The sequence below is a fragment of the Micromonospora sp. NPDC053740 genome (assembly GCF_040677775.1).
Lineage (GTDB): Bacteria > Actinomycetota > Actinomycetes > Mycobacteriales > Micromonosporaceae > Micromonospora > Micromonospora alfalfae.
Genome location: NZ_JBFASO010000003.1, coordinates 24,167 through 43,633 on the forward strand (window position 1 = coordinate 24,167; position 19,467 = coordinate 43,633).

The 19,467-nt window shown below is 69.7% G+C and carries 16 protein-coding genes; 1 reads left to right on the forward strand and 15 read right to left on the reverse strand.

Annotated elements, in window-relative coordinates; genetic code table 11:
* Positions 1-95: 95 nt before the first annotated feature.
* The 3 genes from AB0K35_RS08935 to AB0K35_RS08945 all read right to left on the reverse strand — a co-directional run bounded on the left by AB0K35_RS08935 (position 96) and on the right by AB0K35_RS08945 (position 5,091).
* Positions 96-1,640: a non-reducing end alpha-L-arabinofuranosidase family hydrolase gene (locus tag AB0K35_RS08935; RefSeq protein ID WP_238668946.1), complete on the reverse strand. Its 1,545-nt coding sequence runs from the start codon at positions 1,638-1,640 to the stop codon at positions 96-98.
* Between the two features lie 522 nt (positions 1,641-2,162).
* Positions 2,163-3,779, reverse strand: coding sequence for a protein kinase (locus AB0K35_RS08940; RefSeq protein WP_363884550.1), 1,617 nt, complete (start codon positions 3,777-3,779; stop codon positions 2,163-2,165).
* A 199-nt stretch (positions 3,780-3,978) separates the two neighbouring features.
* A complete protein-coding gene (locus tag AB0K35_RS08945; RefSeq protein ID WP_238668944.1) occupies positions 3,979-5,091 on the reverse strand; it encodes a ricin-type beta-trefoil lectin domain protein in 1,113 nt (370 codons plus the stop codon).
* A gap of 529 nt (positions 5,092-5,620) precedes the next feature.
* Here AB0K35_RS08945 and AB0K35_RS08950 point away from each other — a divergent pair.
* Positions 5,621-7,174 carry a hypothetical protein gene (locus AB0K35_RS08950; RefSeq protein WP_363884552.1) on the forward strand — a complete coding sequence of 518 codons (1,554 nt, stop codon included), beginning with the start codon at positions 5,621-5,623 and terminating at the stop codon, positions 7,172-7,174.
* A 128-nt stretch (positions 7,175-7,302) separates the two neighbouring features.
* Here the strand turns inward: AB0K35_RS08950 and AB0K35_RS08955 are convergent, their stop codons facing one another.
* From AB0K35_RS08955 to AB0K35_RS09010, 12 genes are all read right to left on the reverse strand, one after another.
* Positions 7,303-7,929: a LysE family translocator gene (locus tag AB0K35_RS08955; protein WP_238668942.1), complete on the reverse strand. Its 627-nt coding sequence runs from the start codon at positions 7,927-7,929 to the stop codon at positions 7,303-7,305.
* Between the two features lie 4 nt (positions 7,930-7,933).
* A complete protein-coding gene (locus AB0K35_RS08960; RefSeq protein ID WP_363884555.1) occupies positions 7,934-9,583 on the reverse strand; it encodes an amino acid adenylation domain-containing protein in 1,650 nt (549 codons plus the stop codon).
* Positions 9,580-10,449, reverse strand: a complete 870-nt coding sequence (locus AB0K35_RS08965; protein ID WP_363884557.1) for a hypothetical protein — start codon at positions 10,447-10,449, stop codon at positions 9,580-9,582. Before AB0K35_RS08965 ends, AB0K35_RS08960 begins: the two co-directional genes overlap by 4 nt.
* Positions 10,450-10,472: 23 nt before the next feature.
* Complete coding sequence (locus AB0K35_RS08970) at positions 10,473-11,558, reverse strand: acyl-CoA dehydrogenase (RefSeq protein WP_363884559.1); 1,086 nt, start codon at positions 11,556-11,558, stop codon at positions 10,473-10,475.
* A complete protein-coding gene (locus AB0K35_RS08975) occupies positions 11,545-12,723 on the reverse strand; it encodes an acyl-CoA dehydrogenase family protein (protein WP_238668938.1) in 1,179 nt (392 codons plus the stop codon). The genes AB0K35_RS08970 and AB0K35_RS08975 overlap by 14 nt, the downstream gene beginning before the upstream one ends.
* Complete coding sequence (locus tag AB0K35_RS08980; RefSeq protein WP_238668937.1) at positions 12,723-12,962, reverse strand: phosphopantetheine-binding protein; 240 nt, start codon at positions 12,960-12,962, stop codon at positions 12,723-12,725. Before AB0K35_RS08980 ends, AB0K35_RS08975 begins: the two co-directional genes overlap by 1 nt.
* The gene (locus tag AB0K35_RS08985) at positions 12,959-14,233 is read right to left on the reverse strand and encodes an alanine racemase (protein ID WP_363884562.1); all 1,275 of its coding nucleotides are present in this window, start codon (positions 14,231-14,233) and stop codon (positions 12,959-12,961) included. The genes AB0K35_RS08980 and AB0K35_RS08985 overlap by 4 nt, the downstream gene beginning before the upstream one ends.
* Positions 14,226-15,701, reverse strand: a complete 1,476-nt coding sequence (locus AB0K35_RS08990; RefSeq protein WP_238668935.1) for a class I adenylate-forming enzyme family protein — start codon at positions 15,699-15,701, stop codon at positions 14,226-14,228. The genes AB0K35_RS08985 and AB0K35_RS08990 overlap by 8 nt, the downstream gene beginning before the upstream one ends.
* Positions 15,698-16,804, reverse strand: a complete 1,107-nt coding sequence (locus AB0K35_RS08995) for a hypothetical protein (RefSeq protein ID WP_238668934.1) — start codon at positions 16,802-16,804, stop codon at positions 15,698-15,700. The genes AB0K35_RS08990 and AB0K35_RS08995 overlap by 4 nt, the downstream gene beginning before the upstream one ends.
* Positions 16,801-17,073, reverse strand: a complete 273-nt coding sequence (locus AB0K35_RS09000) for an acyl carrier protein (RefSeq protein WP_238668933.1) — start codon at positions 17,071-17,073, stop codon at positions 16,801-16,803. Before AB0K35_RS09000 ends, AB0K35_RS08995 begins: the two co-directional genes overlap by 4 nt.
* A gap of 107 nt (positions 17,074-17,180) precedes the next feature.
* Positions 17,181-18,419 carry an ATP-grasp domain-containing protein gene (locus tag AB0K35_RS09005; protein WP_357360618.1) on the reverse strand — a complete coding sequence of 413 codons (1,239 nt, stop codon included), beginning with the start codon at positions 18,417-18,419 and terminating at the stop codon, positions 17,181-17,183.
* On the reverse strand, positions 18,416-19,405 hold the full coding sequence (locus AB0K35_RS09010) for a DMT family transporter (RefSeq protein WP_363884565.1): 990 nt from the start codon (positions 19,403-19,405) through the stop codon (positions 18,416-18,418). The genes AB0K35_RS09005 and AB0K35_RS09010 overlap by 4 nt, the downstream gene beginning before the upstream one ends.
* Positions 19,406-19,467 lie beyond the last annotated feature (62 nt).

Sequence of the window (19,467 nt, forward strand, 5' to 3'; positions counted from 1 at the left end):
CGGGGGGGGCGGGGCGCGGGTTTACCTGGGGGGGGGGGGGGGGGGGGCCCCGCCCCCCCCGCCCGTTCCGGGTCAGTCGAGCTTGTTCAAATCGGTCAGCGTTGCAGGGTCAGCAGGCCCGGCCGGTACGGCAGCAGGCCGTAGTCGACGCCGTCGGAGCTGGGGGAACGACCCTGGTAGAGCAGTTGCAGGTTGCAGGCGTCGACGGTCATCGTCTGGTCGGCGTTGGTGCGCAGCAGCTCACCGTGGCTGATGTCGTTGGTCCAGGTCGCACCGCTGTTGACCTTGCCCGCGAACGGGTTGCTCTGGGACGCGGCCTGCGGCGTCCACGAACCGTTCAGGCTGGTCGCCGTGAACGAACGGAAGTAGCGGCCCGTCGAGCCGATCGCCTCGACGATCATGAGGTACTTGTTCAGACCCTGCAGCTTGTAGACCTGAACGGCCTCGAACAGGTTGTTGGTGGTGTCGCTCATGATGGTCGTGTAGCTACTGCCGAAGTTGCCCGGGAAGTTCCCGATCGGCATGCTGGCCCGGTAGATCTTGCCGTTGTCGCCGGCGAAGAAGAGGTACATGTTCGTACCGTCACCGATGATCGTCTGATCGATCGGACCGGTACCGGAGCCGGTGATGCTTCCGGTGAACAGCGGCTGCGCCGCGGACCAACCGTTCGCGTTGGTGGGGTTGGTCGAGGTCCGGTAGGAGAACGCCGTGCCACCCCACTGGTAGGTGAGCACCCAGATGTTCTTCGGCGCGAAGTAGAACAGCGACGGCGCGACAGTCCCGGAGTTCATCGTGTTCTGGGTGGCCGAGGCCATCTGTGAGTAGTTCGAGAAGAGGCTGAAGTTCATCGAGCCCCAGCTGCTACCGAAGTCGTGCGTGGTGGCGTAGACCAGCTGCTGGCCGTTGTACGGGGCGACCGTGAAGTCCTTCAGCGACACCCAACCCGACTTCGGGTTCGCCAACACCCCGGTGGAGGACCACCGGTACGTCGAGGGCAGGTCACACGTGCCGCCCGGCGGCGGGGTGGTCGGCGGCGGCGTGGTGGGGTCGGTCCCACCGCCGACGCGGACGAACTGCCACTGCTGGTTCGCGCCGTTCCAGTCGTCGTACTGCACGATGTTTCCGCCGTCGGCGGTCGAGGCGCCCTGCACCTCCATCACCTTGTTGCTGTTCCGGTTGATCAACCGGACGTAGCCGCTGTCCGAGTCGGCCAGCCGGAACTGCTGGTTGGTGCCGTTGAGATCACTCCACTGCACGATGCTGCCACCGTTGGCGGTCGAGAAGCCCGAGACGTCCAGCACCTTGCCGGACAGCCGCGACTTCACCCGGTAGTAGCCACCACCGGAGTCGACGAACTGCCACTGTTGCTGGTTGCCGTTGTTGCGGGCCCACTGGGTGATCCGGGCACCGTCATTCGTGGCCAGGTTGTAGACGTCCAGGGCCTTGCCGCTGTTGCGGTTGACCAACACGTACCACGCGTTCGTGTCGACCGTCGCCGCGGCGGCGGGTGACGACACCACAGTTACGGCGGCACCACCGACCATCAACGCCGCAGCGCTGGCGGCGAGGATGCGGGGCAACCACCACCGTCGCCGCCGTGACGGCGTTGCGATCGATGGAGACCTATCGAGGGCAGACATGATCCTCCTCCAGTGACCAAGAGCCGAACGGCCTGCCCGAGGATGGGCGTACCGCGACGCGTGGCCGAGCGCGCAGACGTCAGATAGTTAGCGTTAACAAGACGCCGGCGAGCTGTGGCGCACGCCTGATTCGAGATCGACGAAGCAGGGCTTGCCCGGAAAGCCGAGGTCTCGTCGTCCTTAGGCATCGACTGTGAGCGATAACATGCCGTTCGTCAAGACGTAACGCGCTGGGAACATCTGCCGCTGCCGGGCTGCGGATCTTGGGGTGAAACGACTTGAACCGCATTCCCGCAGGCATCGACCCAGATCCCCCGCAGGGACCACCGACGAGCCCTTGAGGAGGCCCCACGAGCGCGTTAACATCGACGGCTGCCCATCGCCCGCAGCTTGCTGGCGGTGCCGATGAACGCAGCCTGACGGGTCGACCGGCAGGAGCGCTGGCGCGGCGACGGTCAGAAAGCGATCACCTGCGAATCAGAGCCGGCGGTGGCTGGCCCGCAGGGGCCGGGTACGTCCGAGTCAGACAGCGCCTCGATCGACAAGGCTGAACGTGGTGTTCAGCGGCGCGTCGCCGAGAAACTCGACGAAGATCTCCTTCTTGGTCGGGCTCCACTGCACCGGGCCGTACTCTTCGCTGATGATGGCGTAGGAGGGGCGCCCCTTGTCGTCCCTGCCCTCACGGCTCATCGCGAACAGAGTTGCCTTGGTCGGCCGACAGTCGGCTCCCACCAGCGCCGAGTACCCTTCTGAATCGACCTTGACGCCGAGACAGGGTCGGTGGGCGATCTCCGGGTTCACCGATTTGATCATGTAGTCGACACCGACTGGTTCAAGCACGAAGAGCGCGTCCTTGCCGGTTCCGTTGCCGACCTCGAGCTCGCCGTGAGACGGCAGCGACAGGTCACGGTCGATCTCCACCACGTGCAGCAGGATTCGCCGCTGACCAGCCAGCATGGCGTGGGTCGGGTCCGTGCTGGCCGACGCTGAGGCGGACGGCTTGCCCGACGCGGGCGTGGACGCCGTGGCCGCCGGACCGCTCGTCTCCGGGCCACCGCTCGGCGGCGAGCCGGCCAGGTCCGCTTTGGACTGCCCGTCGAACAGTTTCGGACCGAACAGGACAGCGGGCACCAGCACGGCGATCACCGCAGCGGTCGCGCCCAGAGCGATGAGCCAGCCACGCCCGCGTGAACCCCCGCGACCGCCAGTGGCCAGACCCGATGGCATTGACCCCGCGCCCTGATCATCACCACCGGGAGCGGGCGGCACACTCGACGGCGTCGCGCCCGGGAGCTCGGCCGGCCCGCCGGCGCCCACCGGAGACGCTACCGTCAACAACCCGTCGAGCAACTCCCGGGCGGTGGGCCGGGCAGTGGGGTCCTTCTCCAACGCGCGGGAGACCAACTCCCGCAACGGCCCATCGAGCCCGGTCAGGTCCGGTGGTTGAGTGAGGATTCGCATGGCGGTGGCGGTAGGTGAGTCGCCCCCGAACGGGCTGCGCCCGGTCGCGGCGTAGGCGACCAGGGCACCCCAGGCGAAGACGTCCGCGGCCGGGCCCGCCGGACGGCCGGAAGTCGTGTCGAACCGCTCCGGAGCCATGTACGAGAGGGTCCCGACCATCTGGTTGGTCCGGGTGTGCTGGCTCGTCGCCTCGAACGCTCGGGCGATGCCGAAGTCGATGACCTTGATCCCACCCGGTGCGACCAGGACGTTCGCCGGCTTCAGGTCGCGATGGATCACCGCAGCGCCGTGGATGGCGGTGAGCGCGGTGGCCACCCCAACCGCGATGCTGTGCAGCCGCGCCGCCTCCAGCGGGCCCTGCGTTCGAACCACCTCGGCCAGGCTGAGGCCATCGACGTACTCCACCACCAGATACGGCGGGTCATGGTCCGGGTCGGCGTCCAGGACCTCGGCTGTGCAGAACGGTGGAACCTGGCGGGCGCGGTTCACCTCACTACGGAACCGACCCCGGAACTCCTCGTCGTGGGAGAGTTCGGCACGGACGACCTTGACCGCCACCAGCCGACCCTGCGGTGAACGGGCCAGGAAGACACTGCCCATGCCCCCGTCGCCGAGCCGGTCGAGCACCTCGTACCCACCGAGGCGTGTCGGGTCACCGAGACGCAACCCGTCGCTCACGCCAGATGCCCGCAGAGCGCGACCACCGCGCGAGCCGTTCCGCCCATCACCCGTACCCGTTCCCCTCAGGTCACTCCGATGCCGGCCGCAGCCTATCGTCCGCCCACCGAACCCGGTCGATGCCGTCCGGAGAGTGGGCAGCAGGGGACGACGGTGGTCGGACCGTCAGCGATCCGACCACCCGGCGCCGCCGCACAGGTTATCGGCGGCTCCACTGCTGGTTGGCCTGACCGGTGCAGGTCCAGAGGACGAGCTTCGTGCCGTTGCCGGTACCCACGTTGTACGGGTCCAGGCAGAGGCCGGACTGCACGCCGGTGATGGTGCCGTTGGCGTTGACGTTCCACTGCTGGTTCGTTCCGCCGTGGCAGTCGTAGATGGTGACCAGGGTGCCTGGCGAGGTGCCGTAGCCGGCCGCATCGAGGCACTTGTTGCCGTACACGGTCAGCGTCTTGCTGCTCGTGTAGGTCCACTGCTGGTTGGTGCGGCCGTGACAGTCCCACAACTGCACCTGGGTGCCGTTCGTGGTGGAGGAGCCGGGGACGTCGACGCAGCGACCGGACAAGGTACCCACGATCGCGGTGGTCTGCCCGGTGCCGCTGCCCGGGTTGCCGATGCTGCCGGGCACCGACTGCAACGCGCTGTACCAGCGGGCGGCCATCTTGTCGTAACCGCCGGCGGTGGGGTGGACGCCGTCGATCAGGTCGGCGGTGGTGAGTGCGCTGTGCATGTCGACCAGGCGTACCTTCTTGCCGGCGTTCACCTTGCTCTGCACGATGCCGGGGATCGCCGCGTTGAACGTGCGTGCGGCCGCCTCCTGGTTGCTGTTGGAGAGCGGGATGATCTGCGCGACGAACACCTCTGCGGTGGGAGCCGTTGTGGTGATCCGGTCGATCAGGGTGGACAGCCGGTTCGGCGCGGTGCTCACGTTGTAGTTCTGCAGGATGTCGTTGGTGCCGATGTGCAGCAGAACGGTCTGCGGCCGCTGGGTGTTCAGCCAGCCGACGATGTTCGCGTCGATCTGGTCGATGCGCCAGCCGGGATGACCCTGGTGGTCGTGGTCACCCAGGCTGGCAGGCCCGTTGAACTGCGACCCGACGAAGTCCACAGTGTACCGACCGTTGACGAGCCGCTGCCAGAGCCCGATGCGGTACCCGCCCGGCACCTGGGTGCCTTCGGTGATGGAGTCGCCGAGGGGCATGACCCGCACCCCGCCGTTGGATTCCGCGTTGGCCGGTCCGGTCGAGGTCAGCACCCCGGCGAGGACAACACCGAGTGCGGCAGTCGCCGCGAGCCATCTTGCCCTCGTTCGCATAGATTCTCCCCTGCAGTGGTAGTGCTGACCGAGGAATCAGGCCGTCGCGACCGACGCGACATCGGCATGACGATGCCGTCGCAGCACTGGGACGGGTTGTTAACGCTAACAGCGATTCATGTGAATTCTTGTCGCTGACCTCGCCCACGTCAAGCGTGCCAGCAACCCGGGTCGCGACGCCGAACCAGCGCGATGCCCGCCTCGCTGGGCCGAGCGAGTGATCCACTCCGTTTTCGCGAAGTCGGCGGGTCCCCGACGCCGGGGATGCTCCGGCTTCATGAAGGACGAGTTGGAGGCGGTGATGCACGCCGAGCGGGCCGGCTTCGACACCAGTGGGGCAGGTGGGAGCGCGTGGGGCCAACGGAACGTCTGTGCCGCTTAGGTCGAATGTAGGTCTTTTTCGCATAAGCCCGGTTGATGTGAGCTTCGCTCGACTACCTTCGCCTTGGTGGCGATAACCGATTTGTCGCCCTCTGCACCGACTGCGACGTCCGGAAACATGGTGTACCGAGAAGGGCTGGGTAGCTCGATGTCCAACTATCTACACCCGAAGATGAGCGAAGTGGCGGCCGACCAGGCCCCGCTGCCGAAGAGGCGCCGGGCGCGTTGGCTCGTCGCCGGGGCGGCCGGGTTGACCGGAGTGCTCGGTCTGGCCGCCTTCACCTCGGCGGGAGTGAGCGGGGCAGCCGGGAAGAACGACGGCAGCCCGTCGAACGCCGGAGCGCAGGTCCTCGCCGACGGCAGCCGGGGCAGCGGCGACGACCACGGAGGCCAGGACCCGGGTGGCCGCGACGGCAGGGACCACAAGAAAGAGGACGACCATCGCGACGACTTCCGGTCCGTACCCTGCAACGCCGACGAGCTGATCGCGGCGATCGTCCGCGCGAACGCCGACTCCGGGGCGAAGCTCCGCCTCGCCGAGAAGTGCACCTACACGCTCAACAGGTCGGCACCCCAGCCACCGGTGCCCTTCGGCGCGGTCGGCCTACCGATCATCACCCAGCAGGTCGTGATCGACGGAAACGGATCCACAATCGTCCGCGCGGCCAACGCCACCCCGTTCCGGATCCTCGAAGTCGGAATCGGCGGCGACCTGACGCTGCGCGACGCCACCATCAAGGGCGGCCTGGCCGAGGGTGGGATCGGCCAGGGCGGCGGTGGCATCCGGATCGACATCGGCGGCAGGGCCGTCATCGAGAACACCGAGGTGGTCTACAACCACACCAACGGCCCGGGTGGCGGCATCGCCAACTACGGCGTCACGAAGATCCTCGGCGGGAACGACCACGGCAACGGCAAGGACTGGGACAGCAAAGGCAAGGACGGGAAGAAGGACCGCGCCAGCACCATCAGCAACAACAGCGCCGTGTTCGACGGCGGAGGCATCTACAACAACGGCAACCTCACAGTGCAGAACACCCGACTGAGCTACAACAACACGATCGGCACCTTCAACATCGTGCCGATCGGCGGCGCTGGCGGCGGGTTGTCGAACAGCCAGGTCGCGGTGCTCGACAACGTCCACCTGGACAACAACACCGCAGGCTTCCGCGGCGGTGGCATCCGCGGCGGCCTCAACTCCACCACCGAGGCCAGGAACGTCGAGATCAACGACAACCGAGCCGGCAGCGAGGGTGGCGGAATCTTCACCGACGGCGACTTCCGCCTCAAGCACGGCAACGTCCACCACAACGAGGCCGGCCAACGCGGCGGCGGCGTGTTCAACCAGATCAACCAGTTCGTGGCCGAAGAGAGCCGGATCAGCGAGAACGTCGCCAGCACGAACAGCACCATCGAACACGGCGGTGGCGTCTACAACGGCAGCGGCACCGTCGTACTGCGCCGCACCCACGTCGACCGGAACAGGGCCATCGGCTCAAACTCGCAGGGCGGCGGCATCTACAACAACGCCACGCTCACCCTCACCGAAAGCAAGGTCACCGACAACATCTCCACCCTGGCACCCGGCGGGATCTTCAACGACGGCGGCCAGGTCACGGTGGACCAGAAGACGGCCATCACCGGCAACCGGCCCACCAACTGCACACCCAGCTCACCGCCGGTGCCCAACTGCTTCGGCTGATCACCCGCTCGCCCCGGCACCCGGGTAACAGGAGACAGGCATCCGGTCCCGCACTGGTTCGGTCACGCAGACCGGACCCGTTGCGGGACCGGATGCCTTCCAGCGGACGAACGCGCGACGACGCGCTGCTACTCCACCGCCAGCCGCAGTCCCAGCGCGATCAGGATGCCGCCGGTACCGGTGTCGACCCAACGGCGCACGGTACGACGGCGTCTCAGCCAACCTCCGACCCGACCGGCGAAGACGCCCACCCCACCGTCGATCAGGAACTCCAGGCAGATCAGGATGGCGCCGAGCACAGCGAACTGGATCCACACCGACCCCAGCGACGGATCGACGAACTGCGGAAGAAACGCGACCGAGAAGATGATCATCTTCGGGTTGGACAGATTCGTGAGGAAGCCCGTGAGGTAGGCACGGCGAGCCGAGATGGGCGCGCCGTCACCGGTGGACACCACCAGGTCACCGGACTGCCGGATCATCTGGATGCCCAGGTAGGCCAGGTAGACGGCACCAGCGAGGCGCAACGCGGTGAACGCCTCGGGCACCGCCGTGAACAGCGCGCTGAGCCCGGCGGCCGCGGCGATGACGTGGATGGCCTCGCCGGTCGCGATGCCGGCAGTGGCGAGCAGCCCGGTACGTGGGCCACCACGCATCCCGGAACCGAGTACGAACAGCATGTCCGGGCCCGGCGCCAGCGTAGCGACGACAGTGGCGAGCGTGAACGCGGCGAGCAGCCGCGGATCCAGTGGCACCCAGTCAGGTTGGCATGCCGCCCACACTCGGGACAATAGATGCCCGAACCGACAGATCCGCGCCACCGTCCGGGCCGGCGACCGGTCCCCCGCCGTTCGGCAGCTGATGCGACGCGCCACCCGGGCCCTGTCCCGGAAGTTGAACTGACCGCAGGACACGGCCGAGCAGGCCCCGGTCGATCTTGCCGTTGGCGGTGAGCGGCAGAGCCTCGAACCGCGTGAGCCGGCGGGGCACCATGAACGGAGCGAGCGTGGCCCGCAGCATGGCCAGCAGCTGCTCCTCGTCGACCACCGGCCCCTCGTAGGCGAGGTGCAGCTCCACACCGCCCGTCGGCACGGCGAGGGCCAGGGCGACAGCCTGCGCCACCTCCGGGTGTCGCCGGGCGACCGCCTCGATCTCGCCGAGTTCGACGCGGTATCCGGACACCTTCACCTGGTGGTCCAGCCGGCCGAGGTGGATCAACCGGCCGTTCTCGTGGCGGACCCGGTCTCCGGTCCGGTACCAGTCCGATCCGGACGGCGTGCCATGGCGGAGCCGGTAACTGCCGGAGGCTTCGGTGACGAACCGCTCGCTGTCGTCCGCCGGGTCGAGATAACCCGGGAACCGCTGCGGGCCCCTGACGCACAGCTCTCCCTCGGCTGCGGGGCGCAGGTCCTCGTCGAGCAGTAGCCAGGCGACTGCCGGGTAGGGCTCCCCGATGGGCACGGTGCCGTTCGTGGTGGCCGGCCAGTCGGCGGGCGATGCCGGCAGGCGGTAGCCGGTGCAGGTGACCGTGAGTTCGGTGGGTCCGTACATGTTCTCGATGACGCTGTTCGGCGCGGCACCCTGCCAGGCGGCCGCAGCGTCGACGGACAGCGGCTCGCCGCAGAACATGCTCCATCGCAACGTCGGCATCCGGTCCGGGCCCAGCTGCCGTAGCCGCCGCGCGATGGCGATCACCGACGGCACCGAACTCCAATGGGTGATCTCGCGTTGCCGGACGAACCGGACCGCCGCCAACAGGTCGGCCGGTTGCGGCACCACCACCGTCGCTCCGGCGCCCCAGGTGGCGAACAGGTCGAAGATCGACGGGTCGAAGGTGAGGTCGAACATCTGGGACACCCGGGCGTCGCTGGTCAGCTCCGCGCGTCCGGCCACGGCCCGCAGGAAGGCGAGCACGTTGGCATGGGTCACCGGCACGCCTTTCGGCGTCCCGGTCGACCCGGAGGTGAACATGATGTACGCCGGACGGGCCGCGTCCGCCCAATGTGCGGCCACCCCGTTGGCAGGTGGGAGCGCGGCGAGAGCACTGTCGTCGACAGGTAGCACCGGCACCGCACCGGCGCTGCCACCGGCGTCGGCGAGGACCAGGTCCAGCTCGGCCGCCGTGGCGACGGCCGCGGTCCGCGCAGGCGGATACGCCGGATTGAGCGGCACGACCGTGGCACCCAGCCGGTAGGCGGCGAGATATCCGGCGTACGCACCGGCGCTGCGAGCCGCGAGCAGCCCCAGCCGGTTCGGGGGCTGTCCGAGCCGGCGCACCACCGCGGCGGCGACCCGGCCGGCGAGATCGTCGAGTTCCCCGTACCGGAGCCGATTGGCGCCCAGGTCCAGCGCGATCCGATCCCGATGCTGGGCGGCGGACTCGGCGAACCAGTCGTACAGCGTGTTCACGCGGTCGCCCCCTCGGTGATGATCCGGTCGAACGCGGCACGGACCACACCCGGCCGGGGCCGCCCACGGTCGGCCGACTCCACGGCGAACCGCAGAGCCCGTGGGAGTTCCTCCCACGCGCAGACAGCGGCAGCGGCGGCCGTCGGGTCGGTCAGCCCGGCGGCCGACCGGACCCGGTGGCGGAAGAGCTGGTGCCGGCTGGCCGCCCACAGGTCGTCGGCCAGAGCGGCGAGCCTTGCCCGGTCCTCGACCACCGCGGCGAGATGCGTCACCGCGTCCGAGCCGGTGAGCCACCCCGGCTCCACGGGAGTACGCACCGCAGCGGTACGGGCCAGCCAGCGGTACTGCGATGGCGGTGGCACCTCGACGGGCTCGCCGAGGGCGTGCCGATCGCGGTTGGCGACCTCACCGGACACCGTGGTGACCGGCGTGAGCAGCACCTTCAGCTCGTCCTCGGTGACCTGCCCGTGGTACGGCCGATGATCGCCGTGCGGGGTCGTCGCGGCGAAGTGGTCCTCCACCTGCCAGCCGCCTCCGTGCCGGCCGGTCAGCAGCACCCAGTGCGGCGTCGCGCGGCGCTGGTACTCGGGAGACCACTGCAGCTGTTCGGTGTTCGCGACCGCCAGGACCTTGCCGTGGGTCTCCAGCTCAGCGGCGATCCCGGCCGTGGCCTCCGCCCACCGGCCCGTCCCGACATATCCCAGGCTGCCACCGTCGATACGGGTGTGGTGCGACAGTGCCGTCGTCGCGGGGAGGACCGCGAGACGAACCGCGTCGGCCAGTTCGGACCGCAGGTGCGGCCGCCCGGGGGCCAGGTAGGCGGCCAGGTTGCTGGTGTAGCAGCTCAGATCCGCCCAGTTCGTCATCGTTCCCCCTTCCCGGACCACCGTCACCATGCGAGACCGTGCAGGAGGTCGTCGACCCGGTCGGCGAGCAGCTCACGGGCCACCTCGCCGACACCGCCACCGATGCCGAACACCGCCGCCTCCGTACGCAGCCGCTGGACGCCGTCGTCGACGAACCCGTCCGCGCCGTGCAGGCGGGCGCATTCACCGAGCACGTGGTCGACGGTGTCGGCGGTGGCGATCTTCACCCGGGCCGCGGCTGCGGGATCGTGCCGCGTGGCGACCAGCGGGCCGGCGGTCACGCACACCGCGCGGAGTTCGTGGACGCGGGCCAGGCATCCGGCCACGTGCCGCCGTACGCCCGGGTCCTGCCAGAGAGAGGTGCCGCCGTCGTCGAGCCGGCGCAGGCGTTCCACGGTGTCGGCCAGCACACGCCGGCACAGGGCGACCGCCCACAGACCACCGGCCAGCCGTTCGGTGGCGATGTGCCGGGCGAACAGTGCCATCCCCCGGCCACGGCCGCCGACGACGGCGGTGGCGGGGAGCTGTACGCCGGTGAACGTCACGTCGCCGAGCCCGGCCCCGTCGAACAACTCGGTGCGGGCCGGGGTCACCGTTACACCGGGAGCGCCGGCCGGGACCAGCACGAAGCTGAAGCTGGTGAAGTGCCGGCCCTCCTCATGCCGGGCCAGCACGAGGAACGCGTCGGCGGTACGCGCGTTGGTGATCCACCGTTTCGTGCCGGTCAGGGTGAGCCGGTCGCCGTCGATCCGGTAGCCGCTGCCCAGCGAGCTCAGCTGCGAACCACGGCCGCTGTCGGTGGCGGCAAGCGCCAGCACCGCCCGCCCGGCGGTCACCTCGGCGGTCAGCGGATGATCCGGCAGGGCTGTACGCAGCAGCGGAAGTGCCGCCGCGACCTGCACACAGACGCCCAGTGTGACCCCGATCGGCTGGGACGCGTCCACCGCGGCCAGCAGCCGGCCGAGCCGTTCCGGACTGACGCGTCCGTCCGGCTCGTAGAGGGACGCGATGACGCCGGACGCCCCCAGAGCGGGCCACACCGGACGGTCACCGGTGAGGGCCCGGGCCAGCGCGTCGCCGGACCCTGTCGTCCGCTCACCCACCAACATGGGTGACTTTCCGGTCGAGCAGCACGTGCCGTCCGTCGGCGAGGTCGAGCCGGTCGTTGTGGTAGTTGAGCGACGCCGACCGCAGATCCCGCAGGACCCGTTCGAGGTAGGTGTCCGAGTCCTTGAAGTAGCCGTGCCGCAACCCGACCGCGTCGACGAGTTCCTCGACGGCCTGCCGGCACGACTCCGCAGCGGTCACCTTCAGGCCGTTCAGCAGCATCTGCACCGGCGCGGTCGACAGGTCACCGCCGTCCTCGACGATGCGCTGGGTGTGCCGCAGCAGCGCGTGGACGGCGTCGATCCGATGGCGGGCCCGACCCAGACGGGTCAGGAGCAACTCGGACTGATGGTCGAATCGACGCCGGCCGTCGGGGCTGCGCAGCAGGGTCGCCACCCGCGACAGCGCCCCGGCGGCGGCACCCAGCCAGCAGGCGGCCCAACCGAGGTGGGCCAGCGGCGAGAAGAGGGCCAGCGAGATCTCCCGGAACCCGTGCTCCGCGCCGATCAACTGGTGGCGGGGGACCGTACCGGTGAGCCGTAGCGCCACACTGTGGCTGGCCCGCATGCCCATCGGTTGCCACTGGCCCGACTCGGTGATCTCCAACTGCTCGCGCTCGGCATAGACGAGGCAGACCTGTCCGGGTACGTCGGCGCCAGGGCTGCCCATGGTGATGAGGAAGCCGTCGGCGTGGGCACCGCCGGTGACGATCGGCGCGAACCGCTCGATCAGCAGTCCCTCCTCCGTGTCCCGCAGCGGCGCGCTCGCGGACAACAGGTGACCACCAGTGCCCGCAGCGGTGGTCACCGACGCCAGATAGCGTTCGCCAGCGGCGATGCGCGGCAGAAGAGTCGCCCGCAGCTCATCGCCGCCATACCTGGCGACGGTGGCGACCTGCTGGCAGTGCATCGCGAAGATCAGAGCCACCGACAGATCGGCGCGGGCCAGCGACTCGGCGCAGTCGATCAGTTCCGCCGGGCCGCCGCCCAGCCCGCCGTACGCGGCCGGCACGACCAGCGCCAGCAGCCCGGATGCGCGCAGTTCGGCCAGCGCCTCGGTGGGGAAGACCGCCTCGTCGTCGGTACGCCGGGCATGTTCCCGGGCCACCGCCGCGACCCGTTCCACCCGCCCGGCCAGGTCGACGACCGTAGCCGCCACCGCCGTCATCAGGCGTCACCGCGAGCGTTGCGCACGGCCGCCCAGAGGCTTCCGGCAGTGGCGAACGTGCTCTCGGTCAACGCCTCGTCGGGAAGGCTGACACCACAGTCGTCCTCGATGGCGAAGAGCAGCTCGATCGACTGCATCGAGTCCAGGCCCAGATCGTGCAGTGAGGCGTCGGCGGTGATCTGGTCGGGGGTGGCGTACTTGAGGAAACGCGACAGCAGCGCGACGAACTCCGGATTCACAGCGGCTCTCCCAGGGAGATCGGGGTACGGACCAGGTCCATCCGGGACACGTGCCAGGTGGCCGGTGCCGGGGCGGTGGAGTCGAGAACCACCTCGGCCGGCAGCGGGTGGCCCAGGAAGGCGAGCAGGCTCGCGTCCAGGCCATAGGCGCCGACGTTTGGTACAGCCAGCAGGTCGCCGGGTTCGAGCCGGGGCAGTTCGACGCCCCGCGCCCATACGTCCAGCGGAGTGCACAGCGGGCCGCACACGGTGGTCGGCACCGTGACCGCTGTGGGTGCCGCAGCGTCGACCGGGATCAGGCTCGGCACCAGCGGTGGGAGGCGGCGCAGCCCCGACAGGCCGCCGAGGTGGTTGATGCCTGACTCGAGGACGACCAGGTAGCTGCCGTGCGACGATTTCGCGTCGAGGACCCGGGTGAGCAGGGTGCCGGCGGTACCGACGAGGTAGCGGCCCGATTCAAAGGCAATCCGGGGTCGGCCGTCCCGCCAGTCCGGTACCTCCGCGTCCAGCAGGGCGGTGAGCGGCTCACGCAGCCCGGACAGGTCGAGGCGACCGCCGGCCCGGCCGAACGGCGCACCGAACCCGCCGCCGAGGTCGAGCACGTCCAGGCGTACCCCTTGGGCGCGCAGCACCTCGCGCAGGTCGGCGGCGGTGCGCAGGCTGCTGGTGAACTGGGCGAGCAGATCGTCGACGGTGGTCAGGTTGGTGCCCATGTAGAGGTGCAGCCCGGTCACTGTCACGTGCGGCCGGTGCCCGAACCGCTCCGGGGCGGTCGCCACCCAGCGGGCGTCGGCACCGAACGGCGACGACACCCCGGTCATGGTCAGGCCGGGCCGGGACGCGGGCGCGTCGGCGTTGATCCGCAGCAGGCACCACACCGGCACGCCAGCCGCTTCCGCACACCGGTTCAGCTGGTCCAGGGCGTTCGGCGAGTCCACCGAGAAGTGCCGCACGCCCCCGGCAAGCGCGGTGCGCAGGTCGACGTCACGTTTGCCGGGACCGGCGTACAGGATGGTGCCGGGATCCCAGCCGGCCGCCAGAGCGGCGCTGAGTTCGCCCGGCGAGCAGACCTCGGCACGACTGCCGGCGTCGCGCAGCGCGCGCAGCATTTCCGGGTGCCGGTTGGCCTTCACCGAGTAGTACGTGTCGGTCCCCTCGGGCAGGGCGATGCGCAGGGCGGCGAGGTTGTCCCGCGCGGCTGCCAGGTCGTACACGTAAGCCGGGGTTCCGGCAGTGGCCGCGACGTGGCGGGCCAGCTCGTGGTCAAGCACTCTCGGCCACCAGGGTGGTCAGGGCCTTGCGGTCGATCTTGCCGTTGTGGGTAAGCGGCAGACCGTCGACCACCACGCACCGTTGCGGGATCTTGAAGACCTCGAGATGGTCGCGCAGCTGGTCCAGCACCGTCTCCGCCGCCAGCTCCGTGACGGCGACCAGCACCGACCGCACGCCGTCGCGCGGTGGCAGGACCGCGACGGACGTGACCCGCGGTATCCGGCGAGCCGCGGCCTCCACCTCGGTGGCGCTCACCCGGTATCCGCGTTCCTTGTAGATGTCGTCGGTACGACCGTCGACGTAGACCCATCCCCCGGTCTCCACCCGGCCCTGGTCGCCGGTGCGCAGCTGGGTGGTGAGGCCCTCCTCCACCCGGAACCGGTCGGCGGTCAGCTCCGGACGCCGCCAATAGCCGGACATCACATGCGGGCCGCGGACCACCAGCTCACCGACGGCACCGTCGGGCAGACGACGTCCCTTACTGTCGATGGCGAACACTTCCGTCCCGGCCAGCGGCCGGCCGCTCGACCCGGGCCGCTCCCGATCACCGTCCGGGGGCATGATGGCGACCCGCTTGCATTCGGTCAGGCCGTACATCACCTGGGTCCGCAGATTCGGCATCCGGGCCCGCAGCGTCTGCAGCAGGTCCACGGGCATCGCCGCGCCGGTGGTGGTGAGCAGCCGCAGTTCCGGCGGCTCACCGCCACGGCCCAGCAGCCGGGCCAGCATCTCGGCCGTCGACGGGACTGCCGCGAGCACTGTCGCGCCGGTCGCGGTGAGCGCCGCCGTCAGGCCGGGCCCGGTGACGGTCAGACCGGCCAGGTGTATCCGAGCGCCGCTGAGCGCACAGAGGAAGAGCTGGTACAGCCCGTAGTCGAAGGAGACCGGTGACGGGCAGAACACCACGTCGTCGCGGCGATAGCCAACGGCATCCTGAATGGCCGCGACAGCGAACAGCATCTGCTGGTGGGTGGAGACCACCGCGTTGGGTCGAGCCGTGGAACCGGAGGTGTAGACAAGACACACCGGGTCCACTGTCAGCGGCTCACCACCCGGCGGCAGGCCGTCCAGCGGTGCCCGCGCCACCAGTCCGCTGAGGTCGCCCGCTGCGGACCCGGACTCGGCCGCCAGGACTCTGACCTCCGCGTCATCGCTGAGGACCAGGGCCGGCTCACAGTCATCGAGCACATGTCGCAACGGATCGCCGCGGAGCTGTTCGTGCAGGACGACGAAGATGACGCCGACGCGGGCCGCGGCGTACAGGACGGCGGGCAGGACCACCGACGGCGGTGACACGATCACCAGCCGGTCACCGCGGCGCAGCCCCGCCCCGAGCAGCCCGGCCGCGATCCGGCGACCCGATGTCACCACCTCGGCGAAGGTGGTCCGGTCCGGGCCCGCGGTGACGGCCACGTCGTCGGGGGCACGCCGGGCCGCCGTGTCGAAGAGCTCGTGCAGAAGGGTCATCGGGCGCCGGTCCCGGCGCGGGCGACGATCCGGCACAGGCCGTCGAGGTCCTGCAGGTTCTCCGGCACGAGATCGTCGGCGGACAACTCCACACCGACCACCCGTTCCACCAGCTCGACGATCTCGACGATCCGCAACGAGCCGTACTCGGGGGAGGTGTCGAACCGGGCGCCACCCAGCACCACTGGCACGGGCAGGCGGAGGACGGACGCGGCAGCCTCGGCGACGTGCTGCCGCCACTGCTGCCCGCCGGCCGCCGGTACGGCGAAGAGCGCCTGGTCCCGGTGCAGCAGCTCACCAAGTCGCCGCAGCGGGGCCTCCGACGCCGGCCGGCCGCGCTGCGCCATCCGCCACGCGACGTAGGTCTGCTGAACCAGCCCCTGCCAGGCCCCGAGATGTTCCTGGAGTTCCATTCCGCGGCTGGTGGCGTGCAGCAGCCGGGACCGTGCGAGCAGCCAGGTCTGCAGGGTCAGGCGGGCGAGCGCGGCAGCGGGGTCCGGGGCGTCGGCGTACGCGGCCAGGTATTCGGTCGGGTCGTCGAGCTCGACCGTCGGCCGCGGGTCGGGCAGCGCCGCCGCGCCGAAGCTGATCACGTCGGCGGTGTCGCCGAGTGCCGTGACCAGGTCCTTCACGTTCAGGTCCCAGTGTCCCGGTACTGCCGGCCCCCATCGGGTGTCGTTGCGGTAGGCGTCCCAGACACGTACGCCGTCATCGTGGGAGTGCACAAGGAAGCTGTGCCGCATGTGCTCCTGCCCGGCGTAGGGAAGCCACGGCAGGTGGTAGGCGTCGGCGACGACGTAGAGCGGCTCGCGCCCGGCGATCAACTCGGGCACCCGGTCCGCCGGGCAGGCGTCCCAGCGCTCGGCGACTGCGAGGCCGAGGAGCCCGGCCGAGTGATCCACCTGGTCGGCAGGAACGGGTTCGACTGTCCACCAACCGTCGTCGAGCCGGGGCCGGAAGGCGAGCCGCGCGCCGAGGCGCAGATGGGTGCCGGGTCCGTGCCGCACGTCGGCCAGCAGCGCGAGGTTGACCTGCACGCAGTCGAACAGGTCGGCGGGCAGCGCATCGAGGGCCGCGCCGAATCCGGCGGCGGGGCCGCTCATCGGGCGGCCCGCTGCACGAGGTCGACCAGGTCGCCCACGGTGCGCGGCAGGGGGGCGGAGAACAGATCGTCGGGCAGCGTGACACCGAGCTCTTCTTCGATCTTGAGCATTACGGCGAGCAGGCCCAGCGAGGTCACGTCCAGCAGCGGCCCGGTGAGCGGCTCTGTCTCGGTGATCCGACCGGCGCTGATCGTCAGCTGGGACTGTGCGATGACGACCCGCTTGACGGTGGCCGCAACTGCGGCGCGGTCGGCGGTTCCGGTGGGCACTCTGTCGCTCCTTCCCGAGTGGACGGCGGTGCCGGATCAGGCCAGCGGGCACCCCCGTACCTCACCGCGGCGTCGTGCTGTGCCGCGGCGAGGCGAAGACGTGTTGATCAGTTGCCGTAGAGGCCGGCGAGTTCCAGCGAGCGCAGCCGGTCGTAGTCGGCGATGACCTGCTGCCGGTCGGGGGCACACAGGTAGAGCGTGCCCGGGCAGGTGGCCATGTCGGTGGTGGGCGACAGGAGGGTGCCCTCCGGGATGTTGAGCACCAGGCTGTCGAAGGACGGGAGCGCCCGGACGGCCGCCCAGGCGTCGGCACCCGGCATGACGCCGTCGCGCTCGGTGATCAGGTTGACGCAGCGCAAATTGGCGTCGAGCCGATAACCGCTGGTCCCCTGACGCGTGAAGACCTCAGGGTCGGCGATCGCCAGGGCGAGGCTGTCGACCTGGTTGGTGCCGGTGCACCGGGTCAACAGCTCAGGCATCTGGCCGCCGCCGAGGCGGGCGCCGCACTCGACCAGAACCGGTCCGGACGCGGTCAGCATGACCTCCGTGTGCCCTGCGCCGGTACGGATCTCAAGCGCGTCCAGCACCGCCAGGGTGTAGTCGGCGATCTGCCGGGCCGCACTGTCATCCCAGGCCAGCAGGTCCTCGTAGTCGTAGATGGTCCGACCGCCGGTGGAGCGCTTGTGATAGCGCCAAACCTCCACGATCCGGTGCACACCGGCCCGGCTGACCGAGTTGACGTAGTACTCGGTGCCGGCCAGGAACTGTTGCACCAGAACGAGGCGGTTCTGGCGGCCGTACCGGTCGATGTTGCCGGTGATCCGCGCGTACGCGTCCCTGATCTCGTCAGGGGAGTGGCAGACGTAGACGTTGTCCCCGCCCGCACTGGACGGCGGCTTGAGAACCACCGGCCATTGCCCCCGGTCACCCGCCCAGCCGAGGATCTCGTCGACCGACTCGGCCCGGAAGCCGTCGGCGGCGGCCAGGCCGGCGTCGCGGATCGCCTCGTGCATGGCGAACTTGTCGCGCCGCGCCAGGGGATTCCGCATGCCGTTGCCCGATGTGCCCAGGGCGGCGGACATCTGGTCGGCCAGCAACACCCCGGACTCGGCGCCGGCCACGACGATGCCGACGTCGTGCTCCCGGAGCCGGGCGACTGTGGCGTCGAGGTCACCCTCGTGCTTCAGGTCGACTGTGAATTCCTCGGGCCGGTAGCTGAGCCGCCAGTCGGGAGCGTCAGAGCGGATGTGGATGAATTCAATGCCGCGACGCCGCAGCGCTGCCGGCAGGTGCCGGCCCGCGCCGTACGCGTCGACGATGGCGCATTTCATGGAGGACTCCTTCATCGGCGGACTCCGTCGGTGTCGTACGCCGACGGCACGGTCGCAGTTACCAATCGGCCGTCGTGGCGAGCCCGGGCCAGGGTCCCGGCGGTCGCGAGTGCCACGATGCCCACGATTCCCACGATGGTCAGTGGTGAGGGTTGCAGCCGGCCGTCCAGGAACTGCATGAAGTAGGCGAAGATCGGTGACAGCGAGACGATCAGTGCCGTGGTGATGGGCTCGGTGTGCCTGATCCCGATCTGCAGTACGTAGATCGGGAGCCCGATGCCGATGACGGCCACCACGGCGCCGGGCACGAGCGCGGCCCGCACCTCGTCCAGCGAACTCGTCGCGGTCATCGCCCACCCGATCGCGATCATCAGGAAGAACCGCACCGCCAGCACCTCCTGCGGGCTGCGACCGCGATCGCTGAGCCGCTTCATGTAGGTGATGTTGGCCGCCGATCCGATCGCGCACACCACCGAGAAGAAGAGTCCCCAGGCGGCGGTGCTCTCACCGATGTCCCCGACGGCGGTCTCACCGGTGAAGGAGCCCCACACCAGGACGCTGAGGAACACGCAGATCCCCAACGCGACCACGACCTCCGCAGCGATGACGGACGCCCCCCGGCGCAGGATCGCGCCGGTCACGAGGATGAACACCGGACCGAGGGCCAGGCCGACCACGTTCACTACCGCGGGCTCCAGGTTGCGGAGGGCGTAGAAGGTGGCGAGCCACGTCACGGCGGTGGTGATGTTGATGGCGATGACGTCGTGACGTGAATCACGCAGCATGGTCAGGAACGCTGTGCCGTTACGCACGACCTCCAGGACGAGGAAGAAGACCGCCGTCAGCGTGAAGGAGACCGCGGTGAGGCTTTCCGGGCTGACCACCTGCAGTCGGTTGCTGCCGTACACGTCCATCGCGGCGGTCAACGCGGCGAAGATCAGCAGCGGCAGAATGCCACGCCGAATCGTCGCCGATTGCCCGGTCTCCGACTGCTGCGCCATGTCCTGGCCTCCCCGTAACTGGCTGTGAACCGCGCCAGACCGTCCGAAGTGTACTTACTTCG

What these genes read in the sequence shown, in the direction of transcription:
- AB0K35_RS08935 (WP_238668946.1), bottom strand. Translation starts at nt 1,640, where the DNA reads ATGTCTGCCCTCGATAGGTCTCCATCGATCGCAACGCCGTCACGGCGG.
- AB0K35_RS08945 (WP_238668944.1), bottom strand. Translation starts at nt 5,091, where the DNA reads ATGCGAACGAGGGCAAGATGGCTCGCGGCGACTGCCGCACTCGGTGTT.
- AB0K35_RS08950 (WP_363884552.1), top strand. Translation starts at nt 5,621, where the DNA reads ATGTCCAACTATCTACACCCGAAGATGAGCGAAGTGGCGGCCGACCAG.
- AB0K35_RS08965 (WP_363884557.1), bottom strand. Translation starts at nt 10,449, where the DNA reads ATGACGAACTGGGCGGATCTGAGCTGCTACACCAGCAACCTGGCCGCC.
- AB0K35_RS08970 (WP_363884559.1), bottom strand. Translation starts at nt 11,558, where the DNA reads ATGTTGGTGGGTGAGCGGACGACAGGGTCCGGCGACGCGCTGGCCCGG.
- AB0K35_RS08975 (WP_238668938.1), bottom strand. Translation starts at nt 12,723, where the DNA reads ATGACGGCGGTGGCGGCTACGGTCGTCGACCTGGCCGGGCGGGTGGAA.
- AB0K35_RS08990 (WP_238668935.1), bottom strand. Translation starts at nt 15,701, where the DNA reads ATGACCCTTCTGCACGAGCTCTTCGACACGGCGGCCCGGCGTGCCCCC.
- AB0K35_RS08995 (WP_238668934.1), bottom strand. Translation starts at nt 16,804, where the DNA reads ATGAGCGGCCCCGCCGCCGGATTCGGCGCGGCCCTCGATGCGCTGCCC.
- AB0K35_RS09005 (WP_357360618.1), bottom strand. Translation starts at nt 18,419, where the DNA reads ATGAAGGAGTCCTCCATGAAATGCGCCATCGTCGACGCGTACGGCGCG.
- AB0K35_RS09010 (WP_363884565.1), bottom strand. Translation starts at nt 19,405, where the DNA reads ATGGCGCAGCAGTCGGAGACCGGGCAATCGGCGACGATTCGGCGTGGC.